The sequence below is a fragment of the Bradyrhizobium sp. 18BD genome, assembly GCF_054185225.1.
In genome coordinates this window covers 182,155-200,924 of the sequence record NZ_JAVAYL010000006.1, presented here as the reverse complement: position 1 = coordinate 200,924, position 18,770 = coordinate 182,155, and the positions used below count along the sequence as shown (strand labels likewise).

Sequence of the window (18,770 nt, the reverse complement as noted above, 5' to 3'; positions counted from 1 at the left end):
TGGTGAAAGAGTTCCAGATCATGGCGCAATCTGCGAAGTAACCTGGGGGCGGCTCAGGTGCCGTTCAAAGATGTCCTCGCTGTCGCCGAACGCGGCGACCGCACCGCCCTCCATGATGGCAATCTTGTCCGTGGCGGCGAGGAGACCCATCCGGTGAGTGACGACGACAAGGATGACGCCTGCGAGCTTCATGTGCTCGATGGCATCCAGGAGCATTCGCTCGCCCCCGTAGTCGAGGCTGGCGTTGGGTTCGTCGAGAACGACGAGGCGTGGACTGCCGAAAAAGGCGCGGGCAAGACCGAGGCGCTGCCGATACCCGCGCGAGAAGGTTGCTTCACTCTGAACCACCGTGTCATAACCCAGCGGCAGGCGCATGATCGCCCCATGGATACCGACGAGCTTGGCCGCTTCGACGACCTTCCGCCGGTCGGCATCTTCAAGGCGTGCGATGATGTCGTTGATCGTGTCGCCGAGCAGGTTGATGTCCTGGGGGAGATATCCGAGGCGGTCGCCGTTTCGGCCCTCGCGAAGCAGCGAGACGTCGGTATTGTCGAGGACGACACGGCCATGCGTTGGCATCGACAGCCCGGCGATCACCTGGCCGAGCAAGGACTTGCCTGACCCGGACGGACCGATAATGCCAAGGCATTCTCCGGGCATGAGGCTGAACGAGACACCGTTCAGCAGAAGATGGTTGGTCCCCGCAAGCCTGACGCCGACATTGTCGACGACGAGGCCGCTTGGCGCCTGCAGCGGAGAAACCTCCGCGCTCTGCTGCCGGGCGACGGGGAACGCGGCGAGAAGTGCGCCGAGCCGCTGACAGGCGCTCACGGCCGTCATGAGTGATTTCCAGCCTGCGACCGCACTTTCGACCGGCGCGAGCGCACGGCTGAACATCAGCGTGGCAGCAAAGATGATGGCCGGACTCTTCCCGTGATCGAGGACGAGCCACGCGGCAGCCCCCATGATCAAGACCTGTGACAGCGCGCGAACCGGCTTGGTGGCCAGCGAGACGATCTCGCCTCGCCGGAGTGCCACATCGCGCTCCCTGCGGGCGTGCTGCGCGTCACGATGGATCATACGCGCAGCGCTATCGAGCATTCCCATGGCGCGGATCATGTGGATGTTGCTCGCTGTAGTCTGGAGGCGGCCGCAGCTTCTGGACAGCGCGGCGCCGGATCTGAGCAGAACGTCTTCGGTGACCAGCTCTCCGGCAACCGTGAGTGCGAACAGGAAGGCGACGCAGCAGGCGCCCACCACGCCAAGCAGGGGATGGATCAGAAAGAGGACAAGGAGGAACAAGGGCGCCCAGAGCGCGTCGAACAGCATCGTACATACGCCGGACTCGACGAACTGCCGCAGCACGGTGAGATCCCGATACGCGCCCGATGCTTGCGTCCAATCGCTGCGAAGCGCCGATTCGAGACCGGCCGAAAGCACGCAAGGACGAAGGCGATCGTCGAGCCAGGCGCCAAGGCGTCCCAGGACGGCGCGCCGCAATGCATCGAACACGCCGCCGACGACCACAGTGATCGCGACGATTAGCGTGAGCAGGAGTAAGGTGTCGCCACTCCGGCTCGACAACACCCGGTCATAGATCTGAAGAAGATAGATGGAGGGCGCAAACAGGAGCAGATTGTAGCTGCAGCTATACGCGAATACGAGACCGAGCGGTCCCGCGCAGGACCGGAGGGCCGCGTGCAGTGGCGTCCCGATCTGCGGCAGGATAGGCAACCGAATGGGCGGCATCAGCATGATCGTCACCGCCTGAAATCGAGGTCCGGCGCACTTGACCGATGGCCAATTTCATCTGCCAACGGGTTCGGCGGGGTATTGGCTCGAACTTCAGGACCGGTGGCGGCGGCCACCGGTCCTGCCCGTCGGACGAGCCGGGTGGTCAGAACGTATCGAGGTGGAAGCTCACTTCTCCGCCCAGCGCGGCGTTGCCGTCTCCGCCATTGCCGCCGAGGCCGGCAACGACCTCCTGATGCTGGTCCACCGCGACCTTGTTGATCTGGCTCGCATCCGTATTGGCGTAGACCTTGGAGGTGTCGTAACCGCTGTAGGATTTCTGGCTTCCGTTCGACTCGGCGTCTCCGCCATGGGCCTTCGAAAAATACGAGGCCTTCGCGTTGGCGCCGCCGGCATCCCAATCTGCCGTCTGTTTGACGTGATCGCCGGTGCTCACGTGAACGTCGGCACCGACCGCCTTGTTGGATGGATCGAAGTTGAGCGTCGGCTTGCTGATGATGGCTCCCTTGAAGGTGCCGTCGCCGCCATTTCCGACGTTCTGGCCACCCGTGCTGATCGATTTGAATTCGATCGAGTCCGAGATGTGGATCGCTTTGGGCATCATGTGTGCCTCCCTCGTTGTGTTGGCTTTCGTGCATCATCCATCCCGATCAGGCGGACGCGCGCGGCAAGTCTGGTCCGCCCACGCGCGATGGCGATAGATGTCAAATCGGACAGCATTCGGTTGGTCGGCCTATGTACGAAAGGATGACGTTCATCGCGCAGCATCGGGGAAGCGTCCGGGAGGGCGCGCAGGGCGAGCTTGCGTCGCGTCGACGCAGCTCGCGATCGGGCTTGTGCGAGCGGCGCGATGTTTCGCTATCCCATCAGGTGAATATCTGACAGAAGATGGGCAGAAAGATCGCCACCCAGTGCGAGATTGCCATGGCCGCCGTCCCCGCCAACACCAGCGATCTGGACCGCACTCTGGTCGATGTGCACGTTGTTGACCTGATCGGCCACGGCCGTCGAATGGGGACCCGCGATTGCGATATTGATGGGTGCATAGATTGCGACGCTGACATCGATCAGGCTGCCGGAAAAATATCCGTTGCCGCCATTGCCTGCGCCGTTCGAACCGGTCGCGATCGTGTCGGAGCCTCCCCACAGGCCATGGGAAGGAAGGCTTGCATGGCCGCCCGCCGCGGCGTTGCCGTTGCCGCCGTGCCCGCCAATGCCGGCCATCTGCATGATGGATTGATCGACGTAGGCGTCATTTGTCTGGACCGAATGAACGTTGGAGCCATAGCCCGCGACTGCGATGTTGATCGGGTCGTACAGGACGAAGGAGGTATGGACGAGCCCGCCGTAGAACGCGCCGTCGCCGCCATTGCCAACCTGGCTTCCGCCCGTTTGAACGTCCGGGACGCCCCCTCCGTTGCTTGATCCCCAGCTGGGGTCGAGCGTCATGACGCTGCCGCCGGCGGCCAAACTGCCATTTCCGCCACTTCCGCCGACGCCCGCGATCTGGGTGGCCGACTGATCGATGTCCACCGTGTTCGATTGACTTGCATGCGCAGTGCCGCCCGAGGCCGCCACCGCAATATTGATCGGATGATAGATCACCACGGGAGCGTCCAGGATTGCGCCCGAGAAATAGCCGCTGCCGCCGTTTCCGGCGTTGTTGTCGCCGCTCGCGATCACGCCGGCGCCTAAGGACGTACTGACGCTGCCTCCCGATGCAATGTTGTCATTGCCGCCATGGCCGCCGACGCCGGCGATCTGAAAGGCGGATTGATCGACATTCAAATTGTTGGACTGGTCGGCCAGGGCGACCGAGCCATATCCCAGACTCACCGAGATGTTGATCGGTTGATAGATCAACAGGGACGCGTGAATGATACTTCCGTAAAAGTAGCCATCTCCGCCATTCCCGGCCGTGTTCGCTCCGCTCTCGACCGTAGCAATACCCATCCCGGGATGTGATGCGCCGGAAGCGGGCGTGGTGGACGAAGCATCCAGGCCCGCCGCAGCGTGGTTGCCGGCGTGGCCGCCCGTGTCGACCCCCGATGTGGAATGTTTGGATTGAACAGGGGCGGAGTCATGATGCTGGGTATTCGCGCTCGGGGGGGGCGCTCCAGAATCCGCAAATTGACCTGCAAACGGGCCGGGACCATGGGCCGGGGCGCCACCGCCGGCCGCGTGAGCCAGGAACGGTGCGCTCGGTGCCGGGCCCGCTTCGTCGTCATCATCGTACCCATCGTGGCGATGGGAGGCGAGATGCAGCCGGATTCCATCCGACATCCGCGAAAAATCCATCGTAGCCTCCCTCATCGCAATCGCTCCGCGCGATCGGACGGGTTCTGCACTCCGGACAGAATGTCATCCCGGGAAGGTCGAATGCCCAGTCGTCAGTTCGGATATAGCGCTTCGTCTGGCACCCGTAACATCGGCTACATCCGTTCGGGTAAAGTTACAGCCTTTGCAACTTTGCGTGGGCCGATGCTTGAAAATGCGACCTTGAGGGGATGGCGAAAATGGACAATCGAGCTGACGGCCAGGTCGCCGGCATCTCGCCTGCGGCCAAAATGAATCCACCGCGTTGCCGGATTTAAGTCGCATTGCGACCCAGGTCACGGCCAAAGCTCCAGTCCGGGCGGGGGCGCAACACCGGGGTTTTCCATGTCCGGTCATTTGCGAGTTTGTTACGCCGCTTTTGCACTTTTTGCAGGTCTTTCGACATCATCCGCGTTTTCGACGCCTCTTTCCGAACTCTTCAATGCCGGTCCCGCCACAGCCCCTGCGCCCGCTTCCGCGGAAGCGGAGTGCTTGACGCGGCCCGGCAAGTCGACCGCCGATGGCCAGCACTGGGTCTATCGGGTGGAAGGCCAGCGCAGATGCTGGTTCCAGATAGCCGAAGGAACAGAGCCGGCGAAGAAGCTGGTTCAGCAACGCGCCACCAAACATCGTGCCGCCACGGCCGAAGAGAACCAGACCGCGGCGCGCAAGCGGAAGGCGGTGGTGGATGCGCGCGCGGAGCTGCCGCGCGCCGCACCTGCGGATACGTCCCGGCCTAGCCCGTCCGTGCCCGCGCAGGTGGTTGATGCCAGTCCCGTCCTCGCCACCGGGATCGCAACCCGCGCGTCGCCGGCCCCCCTTTCCAAACGCGACCGGCTCACGGCTGACGAGATCACGCCGCGCCAGGTCGACGTGGAGGCACTCCTGGCGGCGGCGCCGGCCGCCAGTGACGTGGTTGTCGCCTCGGCCGCGCCGCTCGCCTTTTCCGCCGCAGAGGCGGGCGATGACGGACGGGTCTGGACCTGGCTTGGCATGCTGCTGATGGCTTTGGGGCTTGCCTCCGTCTTGAGCGCGAGTCCAACCATTCGGTGGGCCGTGCTGCTGCCCCAGTTACTATCCGCTTGCCAGCGGCTGCTGCTGGTCAAGACGCGACTACGCGGGGAGGCGACGCAAAGCGGCCATTCGGCCTGAACCGCATGTCTCGGGTCGGCTCCGGCGGCGACCTGAACAGCTGAGACGGTCTTTGGTTCAGGTCGGACTTTCCGAACAGGCGTCAGGGCCCGATCCTGGGTCGGCGACGGCGATCCATTGTTGTGCTCACGCACCGAGGCCTGCTTCTACTTCCGCCCGAACAGCGTCAGCATCCGCAGGTCTTCGCCATCCAGCGTTACATATTACAGAGACGGTGCACTTAGTTCATGAGCCTTCGAATCCGCGAAAGCGGCCAGAGTCATTGAGTGCACTGTCGCCGCAATCCAGCAATGGTCGGTGGGGGTATTTCGGAAGCTGCAACAGACACTTTCACACCACGGCGCGATCGCGGTGTGAGATAAGTCGCGGCGGGCAGATCCGGACAGTCGATCGAGTTCGCGATGGAGTTGACCTGTCAGCGGAAAACGCGCCATGGCATCGCACGGTTCGAACCGAACGTGCGGGGTGTTCAGTTCGCGGCGTATGTCAATGCAGCGAGCGTCAGCACGAGCAGGAGCAGGCAAATGCCCGCCGTCGACCATTGACGAAGGACGCCGTCGCCTCTTTCGACAAGGCTGCCCAGTCCAACGCAGGTGCGCCGCAACGGGCCGATCAAGCTTGTCAGCCGTTTCCAGGCTGCCGAAGAAGCCGGCGGATGTGCCCAGGGACTGAACAGGATTGCGAGCGCCGAACCTCCCAGTACGGACAGGAGCAGGTCGGCGAGCGCATCGATGCCGAATGATTTCGCTGTCGCGTGAGGGGGAATCGGCAGGCATGGCTCCCACGGTACCAGGCCAAGCAACAGCGAGCAGATCGCCAGGGCGAGCGCTGCCAGATCCCGGCTCGGCGGCGCTGTTCGGACGAGCAAGATTCGCTGATCGGAGGGCGCGAGTGCATGGGCCAGAACCAGCGCAACATAAGCCGTCGTGAACATCGCGCCGGCCTGGAGCGCGACGACCCACCACCATTGTCCGGTCCTCGTCGCCTCTTGAAGCCATAACTCCTTCGCGAGGGCCGCGCCGCCGGGTTGGACACCCATCAGTGCGAGGCCGCCGATTGCGAAGGCCAGGACGCTGAAGGGCAGGGCTCGTGCGACGCCGCTTAGCCCGGTGATGCGATCATGGCCCAGCCCGGCATAGATCGATCCGACGGCCAGGAACATGGCTGCCTTTGCGGTGGCGTGAGAGATCGCCTGCAGCACGCCGGCCGCAAGCGCCGGTCCGCTCTCGAGGCGACCCGAGGCATTGGCGGCGAGCGGAAACATCAGGAAGAGGTACCCGATCTGGGCCAATGTCGAATATGCGATGAGCAATTTGAGGCGCTCTTGCCGCAGGGCGACCACGCTTCCGACCACGATTGCACCCGCCCCCAGGACTGCCAGCAATTGTGCGGCGGCAAAGCCGGACAGGCCCGGCAGGACGTTGAACCAAAGCCGCAGGAGGATGAAGAACGAGCCCTTCACGACCAGGCCGGACAGGATCGCACTCGCCGCAGCAGGTGCGCCCGCGTGAGCGGGCGGTAGCCAGAGGTGCAAGGGAAAGAGCGCGGTCTTGGCGAGGAGACCGGTCGTCATCAAGGCCGCCGCAATGTAGACGCCGGGCTCTGCACGGACGCGATGCGACAAGAGCATGATGTCGAGCGTGCCGTAGAGGCCATAAAGCAGGGCGGTGCCCAGCAGGTAGAGAACCGAACCGAGCAACGCGAAGAGAAGATAGCGAAGCGCAGCTTGAATCGTTTCCGCACGTCCTTCGAGAGAGGCCATCGGCACCGCGGCGAATGTCAGCAACTCCAGGGCGACATAGAGGGTGAAGAGATCGCCGCCGACGAAGATGATGTTCAGCGCCGCCCAGATCGCGAGCAACAGGATCCAGAATGCGAAGGATGTGCGTCGCGCATCCGCTGCTGCCGGGCGGAAGATCGGTGCGGCAAAGACAGCAACCGCACAGATTACGATAGCGGTCATCGCGAGCATGACCGCCGACAGTCCGTCCGCGCGCAGGGCCACTCCCAACGGAGGCGGCCAGGCACCGAGCAGATAGACCAGGGGGTCGGTCTGCGCCGAGGCCACGACAACGGCGCCGGCGATCATGAGCCCCAGCGGTATCGCCGCGAAGGCAATCAGCCGGACGAGGCGGTCGCCGAGAACAAATGCCAGCAGGACGCCTGCGACCGGCACGACGATCGACAGCACGAGCAGGAGACCGGACGCGGTCGTCGCCAGCGCGGGGGCAGAGGATGGCATCAGCCACCGGACGGATCAGAGCGCAGATTCTCCGGCGCGCGGCCGTCGGCCGTCGTGGCGGCCATGTTGAACCACCGGAGCAGCAAGGCGATCGCCAACGCCGTTGCGGAAAAGGCAACCACTATTCCCGTGATTACCAGGGCCTGTGGCACTGGATCGTTACCAAAGCCCGCCGCAGCACCTCTCCGTCCGACGACGCCGAACAGGAGAAACACGCCGCTCCCGAGCACATTGAACGCGACGATCTTGCGAAGCGGTTGCGGGTGGGTGATCAGACCGTAGAGTCCAAGTCCGACCGCTGCGGCCGCGCACAAGCCGAATACCGTAACGGCGCTCATTGCGACGCTCCCCTTTCCGGTACGCCGGCGAGAAGGAGGGCGAGAGTCGTGGCGATCGTCAGGATCATCGCGACCTCGATGCCCAGGATCAGAGGCTTGGCAAGCGCAACCGGATAGGCAAGGAACGCCGGCGCGAAGCAAAGCCCACCGATGCCCACGACAAGAAACAAGCCGGGCCCGGCGACCAGGACGAGCCGCAGCCGTCGGCTGCTCACAGGTGCCGTATCCGCCAGCCCGGCCATCATGACCAGCAGCCACATGGATGCCAGAACTGCGCCACCCTGGAACGCTCCGCCGGGTTCATCGGCGCCTGCCCAAAGGATGTAAATCCCGACGACGATCCCGGCGGGAGGCAATAGCCGGGCAAGGAACACGAGGACGCCGTTTGGATCGGCCTCGTGCCGCGGTCCGGGACGGCCGCCCCAGGCTTGTTCCGATGAGAGGGACCAAACACCGACAATCGCCATCAGCAGCACGACCTTCTCGAGCATCGTGTCTAATCCGCGAAAGGCCATCAGCACGTTGGTGACCGGGTTGGCCATTCCGGTCGCTCCGGCATTCGCGACGACAGCCGGCGCAAGTGTCGGTGCCGGATCAGGCAGAAGCAGGATCGCGAGGGCCAGTGTCACCGTGATCGAAGCAGACAATATCGCCGCGCCCAGATGCACGATCCGGCCGGCTCGCTCGCTCGCCATCGCCTCGCCATCGCGCAACCGCGCGGTCGCGCTCAACAGGAGGACACCTCCCAGGCCTCCACCAATGGCCGCCTCGGTCAGGGCGACGTCGACCGCATCGAGATGAACCCATATCAGTGCAACCAGAAGACCATAGGCGACGAATCCGACCGTTGCAGAATAGGTTTCGGGCACGGCGATGGTCCAAACAGCAAGGCCCAGCACCACGGCGGCGAGACCGATCTCGAAGACCGTTGCGATGCTCATCTGCCTGATCCGCCTTGACGTGCCGCGCGTGCAATCAGTTGGGAGACCGTGGCACCTGCAAGGAGTGCGAACATCCAGATGCTGATCAACTTCAACCCGTCGCGGAGGCTTGCTGCCTGCGGGAGCAATCCGAGCACCACGAAGCCGAGACCGAGATTGTCGGCCTTGGTCAGCGCGTGCAAACGGGTCAGCGTATCGGGGAAGCGAAGCAGGCCGACAGTGCCGGCGAAAAAGAAGAACGCGCCCGCCGACACGCCGACAATCGTCAAGATATCGCCGGCGATGTTCATCGATCCTCCGGTGAACTGGCATAATCGGCCTCGAGGCGGGAAAGCCCTTTCTTGACGAACGCGATGGAGGCGAAAGTGGAGAGCAATGCGAGGATCAACGCCACGTCGATGGCCGCCGGAACGCCGGTTATGGTGCCGAGCAGAAGCAACACGGCGATGCCCGCAGTCCCGATCAATTGCGTCGCCATCATCCGGTCGGCATCGCCCGGGCCGCGCAAGATCGACACCAGCCCAAGCCCGAGAAGCGCGAGGATCAGGCCGACTGCAGCGGTCAGGAATTCAGTCATTGTAGAGCGCCCGAACCAGCGCCGCTTCCTCTGCGGCAAGATCGGCAACGACGGCCTGCGTCACGTCGAGGCAATGATATATGATCTGTCCATCCTCCTCGCCGGCAGGCACCGTGCCCGGCAACAGGCTGGTGAGTGTGGTGAACACGTTCCGGCGCACGCCGCGTGAAAGACCGGTGGGATAGGCGATCAATCCCGGATGGAGCGGCAGCCGCGGATTCAGCGCGCGTCCCGCAACGTCGATTCCGGCGACGACGGAGTGATACAGGAAAAGCAATGCCAGGCGAGCGAGGGCCAGGAGCGACCGCCGCGAGTTGTTCGGTTCGAGGAGGCGCAGGCTTGTCCATGTTGCCGCCGCGACTGCGGCCGCTGCGGCCGGTAGATCGCCAGCATGGGCGCCGGATAGTATGAGCCAGAGGCAGAGGAATAATACCGCTCGGAACGTCGCGATCGGCCACAATCGTCCGTCTGCGACGGCCGCACGCCCGTCTCCACCAACTGAAGCTCTTGTCATGTCGGCTTCCTCGTTCGCACCCGATCTGCATTGTCGGGCCTTACGATGCCTCGACAACGCGCGTTTGCCGGGGGCAGACATATGGTCCGGCGGCGCTGCCGCATATGCCGCGCTGCTCCGCTGGTCACTCGATGCACCGAGCCGCAAGCCGGCATGGCGATACATCGTCATCCAGAAGGGTTCCGATGGCACCCACGAGCGGATCGTCCGGCGCCATCGCCTTGGATAGGATCTTGCGGCCCTGCCGTGCAACTAGCGCGACGCCTGCCGGGGGAAACACGTGCCGCCTCTTCCGCTCCTGGAGGCGCGGCACTGGTCTTCAGTGGAGTATTTGCAATTGGTCATGCCCTTGAACTTGGAACACCATTGGTTCTGCTGAGCCATTGCCGGTGATGCCAAGGGTGTCATCGCCAGCGTTCCCAGGATGGCGACTGCGGCTAAGATAAGGGTACGCATTTGGATCCTCCTGATCCCTTTTCTCGGTTGAAGCCACGTTCGAGCGTTGCCTGCGGCGCCGGCCCCGGTGACTTGCCAGGCGTGCCAGATGCCGTTTTGGCGGCAGCGAGCCAGATCGGAGCCGCGTTAGCCGCGACACCTGGGATCGATGACGCCGATCATGCGAAGCGCAGTCGCGCGCTGGCGACATTGCTGCGCGCGGTGTGCTTCACCTGATGGTTGGATCATCGGTTCTTGGCGTGGGCGGCGATATCGGGTGATTGCCTGATCAGGTCTTGGGAATCTCCCAAGATGCAGACATCGGCGGAGCACAATTTTCATCCGGTTGCATCGAGTAGATTTACCGATGTCGGCAGCGGGCCCGTTTGGCAAGAATCGTAACGGCGACATTGGGACACCGCAACCAGGAAGGACGATCTGCCCGGCAATGTCTCACTCCCGGAACGGAAGAGATCATGTTCATGCGCAGCCGCCGCACGCCCCGATACATTGCTACGTTGGTGACTTTGACGTTTGCGACGGCATCGCTGCCGATGCTGGCAGGCTGCGGAAGGGAGGAAGCAACGAATGATCCGCCGGCACCGCGAATTGTGCGGACGACAACCGTGGAAAAGCGAAAGATCGAGACCCCGTTAACGTTCTCAGGACGCATCGAAGCTGAAGACGAAGTGAACGCGTCCTTCCGGATATCCGGGCGGCTGTTGAACAACGACGCCAAGGTTGGCGACCGAGTCACGGCAGGCCAGCTGCTGGCGCGATTGGAGTCCCAGAACGAATTGAATACGCTTCGGCAGGCGCAGGCGGCTCTCGCGGCGGCACAGGGGCAACTGACCCAGGCGCGCAATCATTTCGACCGTCAGGAGACGCTGCTGGCGCAGGGGTGGACAACACGCGCCAATTTCGACGCCGCGACCCAGGCGCAACAAACAGCGCAATCCCAGGTCGAGGCGGCTGAAGCGCAGCTGAGCGCCGCACATGATCTCGTCGGCTTCACCGAACTGAAGGCCGATGCCCCCGGCGTGATCACCGCGACAGGGCCCGGGGCTGGCGAAGTGGTTCAGGTCGGGCAGATGATCGCAAGGATCGCGCGCCAGGACGGCCGCGATGCCGTCTTCGATGTCCCCTCTCAATTGATCAGATCGGCGTCTGCCGATCCGGACGTCGAGGTCAGTCTCGCGGATGATCGGGCGATAAGCGCGAAGGGGCGCATTCGGGAAGTTGCTGCGCAGGCCAGCGCCGTGACCCGGACATTTGAGGTCAGGGTCGGTCTGACCGATCCTCCGCCAGCGATGCGCCTTGGCGCAACGGTCGTCGGGCGAGTGAGCACGCGAGCAGGCCCGATGATCGATGTTCCGTCCTCCGCCCTGACCAGGATGAACCAACGCCCCGCTGTTTGGATCGTCGATCCGGCCACCAGTACGGTCGCCGTGCGCAATGTGGACGTTCTGCGCTTCGACGAAGCCCAGGCAGTGATTTCGCAGGGCCTCGATACCGGCGAAGTGGTGGTCACCGCGGGCGTCCAGGCGCTGCATCCGGGGCAGAAGGTGCGGGTTCTCGGATCAGTGCAATGAGTGGATTCAACCTTTCCGACTGGGCGCTCAGACACCGGTCGCTGGTCGTCTATATGATGATCATCGCGGTGGTCGCGGGTGTACTCTCTTACTTCCGGCTGGGTCGCAACGAAGATCCAGCCTTCATCATCAAAACCATGGTTGTTCAGGCCGCCTGGCCCGGCGCAACTGTGGAAGAGACGATGAAGCAGGTGACAGAGCGCCTCGAGCGGCACCTGCAGGAAACGCCGCATCTCGATTTCCTGCGCAGTTTCACGAGGGCAGGCGTCTCGACTGTCTTCGTGAATCTAAAGGGGAGTGCCAACGCGAAGGAAGTCGCCGACACCTGGTACCATGTGCGCAAGTCAATTGGCGACATGCGGCATACGCTGCCCGCCGGCGTGATCGGACCGGGGTTCAACGACGAATTCGGAGACACGTTCGGCATCATATACGGCTTCACTAGCGATGGCTTCAGCCAGCGGGAGCTGCGCGATCGGGTTGAGGATATTCGCTCGAGGCTGCTTCTCGTATCCGACGTGTCGAAGATCGAACTTCTGGGTGAGCAGGACGAGGTGATCTTCGTCGAGTTCTCCACGAAGGAGCTTGCGGCCCTCGGAATCGACAGGTCGGCACTCATTGCCGCGCTCCAATCCCAAAATGTCGTGCGTCCGGCGGGCGCAATCCAGACGAGTTCCGAAAGCATTTCGATTCGCGTGTCGGGCAGCTTTCAGTCCGAGCAGGACATTGCCAACATCAATTTCTCGGCGGGCGGCCGGATGCTTCGCCTCAGCGATATCGCGCAGGTGCGGCGCGGCTACACCGACCCGCCCAAGCCGATGTTTCGCGTTAACGGCCATCCCGCAATCGGACTTGCAATCGCCATGCGGGATGGCGGCGATATTTTGGCGCTTGGGGCCAATATCAGAAAGGCGATGAACCGGATCACCGCGGAGCTGCCGATCGGAATCGAACCGATCCTGGTTGCCGACCAGCCTGTTGTGGTCGACTACGCCATCCGTGAATTCATGGTTTCGCTGATCCAGGCGATCGCGATCATCATGGCAGTCAGCTTCATCAGCCTCGGCGTGCGGCCGGGCCTGATCATCGCGCTTGCCATACCGCTCACGCTGGCGATCGTCTTTCCTGTCATGGCGCTTCTCGGCATCGACATGCAACGCATATCGCTTGGGGCGCTGATCATCGCGCTTGCGCTGCTGGTTGACGATGCGATGACGACGACGGATGCAACGCTGGCCAAGCTGGCGGAGGGGGCGAGCAAGATCGAAGCGGCAACCTTCGCCTATCGAACTCACGCGATGGCGATGCTCGCGGGCACGCTGGTGACGATCGCGGGTTTCATCCCGGTTGGTTTTGCGGCGAGTGCGGCTGGCGAATACACGTTCTCGCTTTTTGCCGTGGTCGCGATTGCCCTGCTGGTGTCGTGGCTCGTTGCGGTGATTTTCACACCGCTGCTCGGCGCTGCGATCCTCGTTCCGCCCACGCAGACCAGCACCACGGATCCAGGACGGATCTTCGGCATCTACCGGAAGCTTCTGATATCGGCGATGCGGGTCAGGTGGCTGACGATAGCGCTCTCGGCGGCGCTCTTCGTCGCTTCGGTCCTTGTGATGCCGCTGATCCCGCGTCAGTTCTTTCCGTCGTCGGATCGTCCGGAACTGGTGGTGGATATCAGCCTGCCGCAAAACGCGTCGATCTACGCGAGCGAGACCGTTGCGAAGCGCCTGGATGCGGTCCTCTCGTCCGATCCTGACTTGGCAAAATGGAGCACCTATGTCGGCCGTGGCGCCATCCGCTTCTACCTGCCGCTCAACGTGCAGCTCCCGAACGATTTCTTCACGCAGATCGTGCTGGTCGCCAAGGATGTTGCGGCACGAGAGCGTCTGCATTCCAGGCTTGAAAAGCTGCTGGCGCAGGAATTCCCGAAGGCGATTGCCTTCGTTTCTCCGCTCGAGCTTGGACCGCCGGTTGGATGGCCAGTGCAGTATCGGGTCAGCGGGCCCGACGTGGAGGGGGTGAGGGAGATCGCGCTCAAGGTCGGACAAATCGTTGCATCCGGTCCTGATATCAAGCAGGTCAATTTTGACTGGATGGAGCCCGATCGACAGGTGCGCATTCGCGTCGATCAGAACGAGGCGCGTCTTCTCGGCCTCAGCTCGCAGGCGATTGCATCCGTCCTGAACACGGTGATCACGGGAACGCCGGTCACCCAGGTTCGCGACGATATTTACCTCGTCAACGTCGTGGCGCGCGCGACCGAGGAGCAAAGGGGCTCGCTGGACGGTCTGCGTAATCTGCAAGTGGCGCTGCCGGGCGGGAAAACCGTTTCTCTCGGCCAGTTCGCCTCCTTTGAATATGACCAGGAGTTCCCGCTGATCTGGCGGCGCGATCGCGTCCCGACCTTGACTGTCCAGGCCGCCATCGCCGGCAGCAAGTTGCCGGAGGGCGTGGTCACGTCACTGTCGGCGGGGATCGAAAACCTTAGAAAGACGCTTCCGCCTTCGTACAACGTGGTCGTGGGCGGGACGGTGGAGGAGAGTCAGAAGTCCCAGGCGTCGGTGCTCGCCGTTGTGCCCGTAATGCTGTTCGCAATGTTCACGATCCTCATGGTGCAGCTGCAAAGCTTTCCGAGGCTGTTTATGGTCCTTAGCGTCGCGCCGCTCGGGTTGATCGGAGTCGTCGCGGCATTGATGCTGTCCGGGAGGCCGCTTGGCTTCGTCGCCATTCTCGGCGTGCTTGCTCTCCTCGGCATGATCAGCAAGAACGCGGTCATCCTGATCTGTCAGATTGACGCCGAACGCGCCTTGGGCAAGTCGCCCTGGGAGGCGGCGGTGGACGCCAGCAGTTCCCGGTTCCGGCCGATCATGTTGACCGCCATATCGACTGTCCTTGGAATGATCCCGATCGCGCCGACAGTGTTTTGGGGGCCGATGGCTTTCGCGATCATGGGGGGATTGCTCGCCGCGACCCTTCTGACCCTGATCTTCCTCCCGACACTGTATGTGACCTGGTTTGGTCGCGACGAAAAATGGCGGCCTCCAACGGAATCGCCTTCCGCCTAGCTGCAGGACGCGGGGAATTCCTCACGACGGGCTCGGTAATCCACCCGATGTCGCGGTTTCTGTTCGGGGCGCATGGTGTCGAAGAACGCTGCTCGGCCGGGATGCCGGTCGGCCGCGGTTCGAGGTTTTCTCATGACCGGGACGCCATCCATTCAGAAACTGTCGCTGTTCGCCCTGACTGCGATGGTGGTCGGCTCAATGGTCGGCTCGGGCATCTTCTCGCTGCCCAGAACGTTCGGCATCGCCACCGGCCCGTTTGGCGCCATCTTCGCCTGGTGCATCGCCGGCGGGGGCATGTACACAATGGCCCGGGTCTTCCAGTCGTTGGCCGAGCGCAAGCCCGATCTCGACGCCGGTGTTTATGCCTATGCGAAGGCAGGATTCGGCGACTATCCCGGTTTCCTGTCCGCGCTTGGCTACTGGACGGGAAGCTGCATAGGCAACGTATCCTACTGGGTCCTGATCAAGTCGACGCTGGGCGCCTTCTTTCCCGTGTTCGGTGACGGCAATACGGTCATCGCGATCATTGTTGCGTCGGTCGGGATCTGGCTATTCCACTTCATGATCCTGCGCGGCGTGCAGCAGGCTGCAGCGATCAACACGATCGTCACCATCGCCAAGATCGTACCGATCCTGATCTTCATCATCATTCTGATCTTTGCATTCAAGGCCGACATGTTCCGCGCCAATTTCTGGGGCGGCGAGGGCATGCCGGACACGAGTCTGTTCGATCAGATCCGCGCGACCATGCTGGTCACCGTCTTCGTCTTTCTCGGGATCGAGGGTGCCAGCGTGTATTCGCGCTACGCGCGGGAGCGATCCCATGTTGGCGTTGCGACGATCATGGGCTTTGTCATCGTGACCAGTCTCATGGTGCTCGTCACGATGCTGCCGTATGCAGTGCTTCCCCGTGCCGAAATCGCCGACATGCGGCAACCATCCATGGCAACGGTGCTTGAAGCGGTGGTCGGCCATTGGGGCGCCGTCTTCGTCAGCATCGGACTTCTGGTTTCAGTGCTCGGTGCATATCTTGCCTGGTCGCTGATCTGTGCCGAGGTGCTTTCGGCGGCCGGCCGGACCAGGGACATGCCGGCCATTTTCGGCACCGAGAATGCGAACAAGGTTCCCGCGCCGGCGCTGTGGCTGACGAATGTGGTCGTTCAGCTCTTCGTCATCAGCACTTATTGGTCGCGGGATGCCTTTGCGCTGATGCTCAATCTGACGAGCGTCATGAACCTCATTCCGTTCTTCCTGGTTGCCGCCTACGGGCTCCTGCTGGTCAGGCGCGGCGACACCTATGAGAAGCAGCCGGACCAACGCAGTCGCGACCTGATCTTCACGGGCATCGCCGTCGTCTACACCCTTTTTCTGATCTATGCGGCCGGAATGAAATACCTGCTGTTGGCCTCCATTCTCTACGCGCCCGGCACGGCGCTGTATCTGTGGGCCCGCCTCGAACAGAAGGCCAAGGTCTTCACCTCGATCGAGTGGGGCATCTTCATCGCAGTCGCCATCGCCGCTGCAGTTGGAATCCACGGATTGGCAACGGGTTACATCACCATCTGAGCGGATGACCTCCTGGAGAACTGTCATGACAAATCACGCCTCGGACTCCTCGGCCCCGTTCGGGGTCCACTCGGAGGTCGGCCAGCTGAGGAAGGTGATGGTCTGCTCGCCGGGGCGCGCCCATCAGCGCCTCACGCCCTCCAACTGCGACACGCTGCTGTTCGACGACGTGTTATGGGTCGAAAATGCCAAGCGCGATCACTTCGACTTCGTGCAGAAGATGCGCGATCGCGGCATCGATGTCGTCGAGATGCACAATCTGCTCGCAGAGACCGTCGCGATTCCTGAGGCGAGGAAATGGATCCTCGACAACCAGGTCGTTCCCGATCAGGTCGGTCTGGGTCTGGTCGACGAGTTGCGCTCCTATCTCGAGAGTCTCAAGCCTCGCGATTTGGCGGAAACGCTGATCGGCGGGGTATCGACCTACGACTTCCCCGACGCCCATGGCGGGGAAGCGCTCAAGCTGGTTCGCGAGGCGGCCGGCATGACCGAATACCTGCTGCCGCCGCTTCCCAATACGCTGTATACGCGGGACACGACCTGCTGGATCTACGGCGGGGTCACGCTGAATTCATTGTATTGGCCGGCACGACACGAAGAGCCGATCCTGGCTGCGGCCATCTACAAATTCCATCCGGATTTCGCTGGCAAGGTCAATGTCTGGTGGGGCGATCCGACCAAGGACCACGGCCTTGCAACGTTCGAAGGCGGCGACGTGATGCCGATCGGGAAGGGCAACGTCCTGATCGGCTTGAGCGAACGCACCTCACGGCAGGCCATCAGCCAGGTTGCGGCGGCGCTGTTCGAGAAGAAGGCGGCCGAGCGTGTCATCGTCGCCGCGATGCCGAAGCTGCGTGCGGCGATGCATCTCGATACCGTGTTCACCTTTGCCGACCGCGATTGCGTCCTGCTCTATCCGGACATCGTCAACGGCATCACGGCGTTCTCCTATCGGCCGGCGAACAACTCCGCAGGGGTCGAGCTCCGCAAGGACGACAAGCCGTTCGTGGATGTCGTCGGGGAAGCGCTGGGTCTGAAGAAGCTGCGTGTCGTCGAGACGGGCGGCAACGCCTATATGCGCGAACGCACCCAATGGGACAGCGGTGCCAATCTCGTGTGCGCTTCGCCCGGAGTCGTCTTCGCCTACGACCGCAACACCTACACCAACACGTTGCTGCGCAAGGAGGGGATCGAGGTCATTACCATCGTGGGGGCGGAGCTGGGGCGTGGTCGCGGCGGCGGTCATTGCATGACGTGCCCGATCATCAGGGACGCGGTGGATTATTAGACTGACCGGCCAGTTCGCACTCTCGTTCCGACACGGGCGAAACAGCTTCGTTCTGTGAGTGCAACCAGGGATGTAATATCGGAACATTAACACGCCACAATTACCGCCCAATTTGGACGAGTCGTGGTGTTCGCAAAGCGATGGGGATGGCCATGCGACGCTCATTTTCCGTGCTGCCGGCGATCGCGATGTTCAGCGCGGGCAGCGCGTGGGCGGCTGAACTTGACCGCGCCGAGATGAGGGAAAGCAGCGTCCCGTTGCCATCCTGGAGCGTCGTTGGCTCGGTATCTCCAACGTTTACCGATAATGCGTTGTTCAGCCGCGACAACCGCAGGTCCGACGCCTACTATGAGCCTGACGTCAGCGTCAGATTGGACGGCTATTTGACAGGGGACCTGTCATATCGGCTCTATGCGCGTTCGCAGTACGAAGCGTTCGCGCAGGAGAAGGACGGAAACTTCGCTGTCGCCCGCCTCGGGGGGCGACTGACCGAGAACTGGAACGGCTGGCGGTTCTCGGCCATCTACGAAAACCGCTACGATTTCGACGGCGTCTATCGTGATCTCGCCTTCACCTCCCACGACGTGATGGGGTCCGTGGCTCACGACTTCCAGCTCAATAATGTGACCTTGTCCCCCCTGTTGCTGTTGACCTATCGGTTCTCGGATCTGGCGGAGGCGCGTCGCTGGCGCTTCGATGCTGTCCTCGGCATCGAGGTCAAACTCGATTCCAGATGGTCGATCGTGAGCGCGCCGCTGTTCGAAGCCTATTGGTTCACCGACGGATTGAACTCCGGGCGGCAAGACCAGCTCTATTCTGCCGATGTCGGGCTGAAGTACAATTTCGCCAGCAATGTTTCGCTCACCACCAGCGTATTGTACGAGGTGCGAACGTCGAATGTTCCGCTTCGGCATTACAGGGATCTTCGGATCGGTCCCCGACTGGACTTCGCCTTTTGAGAGAGCCCAGGAATTAAGAGAATCCAAGGATTGAGA

The 18,770-nt window shown here is 62.5% G+C and carries 16 protein-coding genes; 6 read left to right on the top strand and 10 right to left on the bottom strand.

Translation table 11 applies throughout. The features are described 5' to 3' along the window. Positions 1-18: 18 nt before the first annotated feature. The 3 genes from RAD16_RS13470 to RAD16_RS13460 all read right to left on the bottom strand — a co-directional run bounded on the left by RAD16_RS13470 (position 19) and on the right by RAD16_RS13460 (position 4,050). A complete protein-coding gene (locus tag RAD16_RS13470) occupies positions 19-1,755 on the bottom strand; it encodes a type I secretion system permease/ATPase (protein WP_458158359.1) in 1,737 nt (578 codons plus the stop codon). 142 nt (positions 1,756-1,897) lie between these two features. Next, positions 1,898-2,356, bottom strand: a complete 459-nt coding sequence (locus RAD16_RS13465) for a hypothetical protein (RefSeq protein WP_458158358.1) — start codon at positions 2,354-2,356, stop codon at positions 1,898-1,900. 254 nt (positions 2,357-2,610) lie between these two features. After that, entirely contained in the window at positions 2,611-4,050 is a 1,440-nt protein-coding gene (locus tag RAD16_RS13460) for a hypothetical protein (RefSeq protein WP_458158357.1), read from the bottom strand. A gap of 363 nt (positions 4,051-4,413) precedes the next feature. On the opposite strand from RAD16_RS13460, the gene RAD16_RS13455 reads away from it, so the two are divergent. Beyond that, on the top strand, positions 4,414-5,220 hold the full coding sequence (locus tag RAD16_RS13455) for a hypothetical protein (protein ID WP_458158356.1): 807 nt from the start codon (positions 4,414-4,416) through the stop codon (positions 5,218-5,220). A 469-nt stretch (positions 5,221-5,689) separates the two neighbouring features. On the opposite strand, the gene RAD16_RS13450 is transcribed toward RAD16_RS13455, so the two are convergent. From RAD16_RS13450 to RAD16_RS13420, 7 genes are all read right to left on the bottom strand, one after another. Next, positions 5,690-7,462: a complex I subunit 5 family protein gene (locus tag RAD16_RS13450; RefSeq protein WP_458158355.1), complete on the bottom strand. Its 1,773-nt coding sequence runs from the start codon at positions 7,460-7,462 to the stop codon at positions 5,690-5,692. Then, positions 7,462-7,800 carry an NADH-quinone oxidoreductase subunit K gene (locus tag RAD16_RS13445; RefSeq protein WP_458158354.1) on the bottom strand — a complete coding sequence of 113 codons (339 nt, stop codon included), beginning with the start codon at positions 7,798-7,800 and terminating at the stop codon, positions 7,462-7,464. Before RAD16_RS13445 ends, RAD16_RS13450 begins: the two co-directional genes overlap by 1 nt. After that, positions 7,797-8,741 carry an MnhB domain-containing protein gene (locus tag RAD16_RS13440; RefSeq protein ID WP_458158353.1) on the bottom strand — a complete coding sequence of 315 codons (945 nt, stop codon included), beginning with the start codon at positions 8,739-8,741 and terminating at the stop codon, positions 7,797-7,799. The genes RAD16_RS13445 and RAD16_RS13440 overlap by 4 nt, the downstream gene beginning before the upstream one ends. Beyond that, a complete protein-coding gene (locus tag RAD16_RS13435) occupies positions 8,738-9,031 on the bottom strand; it encodes a monovalent cation/H(+) antiporter subunit G (protein ID WP_326904829.1) in 294 nt (97 codons plus the stop codon). Before RAD16_RS13435 ends, RAD16_RS13440 begins: the two co-directional genes overlap by 4 nt. Next, positions 9,028-9,318, bottom strand: coding sequence for a monovalent cation/H+ antiporter complex subunit F (locus RAD16_RS13430; protein ID WP_458158352.1), 291 nt, complete (start codon positions 9,316-9,318; stop codon positions 9,028-9,030). Before RAD16_RS13430 ends, RAD16_RS13435 begins: the two co-directional genes overlap by 4 nt. Next, positions 9,311-9,778, bottom strand: coding sequence for a Na+/H+ antiporter subunit E (locus tag RAD16_RS13425; RefSeq protein ID WP_458158351.1), 468 nt, complete (start codon positions 9,776-9,778; stop codon positions 9,311-9,313). Before RAD16_RS13425 ends, RAD16_RS13430 begins: the two co-directional genes overlap by 8 nt. Before the next feature lie 306 nt (positions 9,779-10,084). After that, entirely contained in the window at positions 10,085-10,240 is a 156-nt protein-coding gene (locus RAD16_RS13420; protein ID WP_458158546.1) for a DUF3551 domain-containing protein, read from the bottom strand. A gap of 509 nt (positions 10,241-10,749) precedes the next feature. On the opposite strand from RAD16_RS13420, the gene RAD16_RS13415 reads away from it, so the two are divergent. The 5 genes from RAD16_RS13415 to RAD16_RS13395 all read left to right on the top strand — a co-directional run bounded on the left by RAD16_RS13415 (position 10,750) and on the right by RAD16_RS13395 (position 18,734). Continuing rightward, positions 10,750-11,859: an efflux RND transporter periplasmic adaptor subunit gene (locus RAD16_RS13415; RefSeq protein ID WP_458158545.1), complete on the top strand. Its 1,110-nt coding sequence runs from the start codon at positions 10,750-10,752 to the stop codon at positions 11,857-11,859. Further along, positions 11,856-14,921 (top strand): efflux RND transporter permease subunit, encoded by a 3,066-nt coding sequence (locus tag RAD16_RS13410; RefSeq protein WP_458158350.1) that lies wholly within the window; start codon positions 11,856-11,858, stop codon positions 14,919-14,921. The genes RAD16_RS13415 and RAD16_RS13410 overlap by 4 nt, the downstream gene beginning before the upstream one ends. 132 nt (positions 14,922-15,053) lie before the next feature. Continuing rightward, entirely contained in the window at positions 15,054-16,487 is a 1,434-nt protein-coding gene (locus RAD16_RS13405) for a basic amino acid/polyamine antiporter (RefSeq protein WP_458158349.1), read from the top strand. A gap of 25 nt (positions 16,488-16,512) precedes the next feature. Then, positions 16,513-17,775: an arginine deiminase gene (arcA, locus tag RAD16_RS13400; protein ID WP_458158348.1), complete on the top strand. Its 1,263-nt coding sequence runs from the start codon at positions 16,513-16,515 to the stop codon at positions 17,773-17,775. A 152-nt stretch (positions 17,776-17,927) separates the two neighbouring features. Next, complete coding sequence (locus RAD16_RS13395) at positions 17,928-18,734, top strand: outer membrane beta-barrel protein (protein ID WP_458158347.1); 807 nt, start codon at positions 17,928-17,930, stop codon at positions 18,732-18,734. The last annotated feature ends 36 nt before the right edge of the window (positions 18,735-18,770 follow it).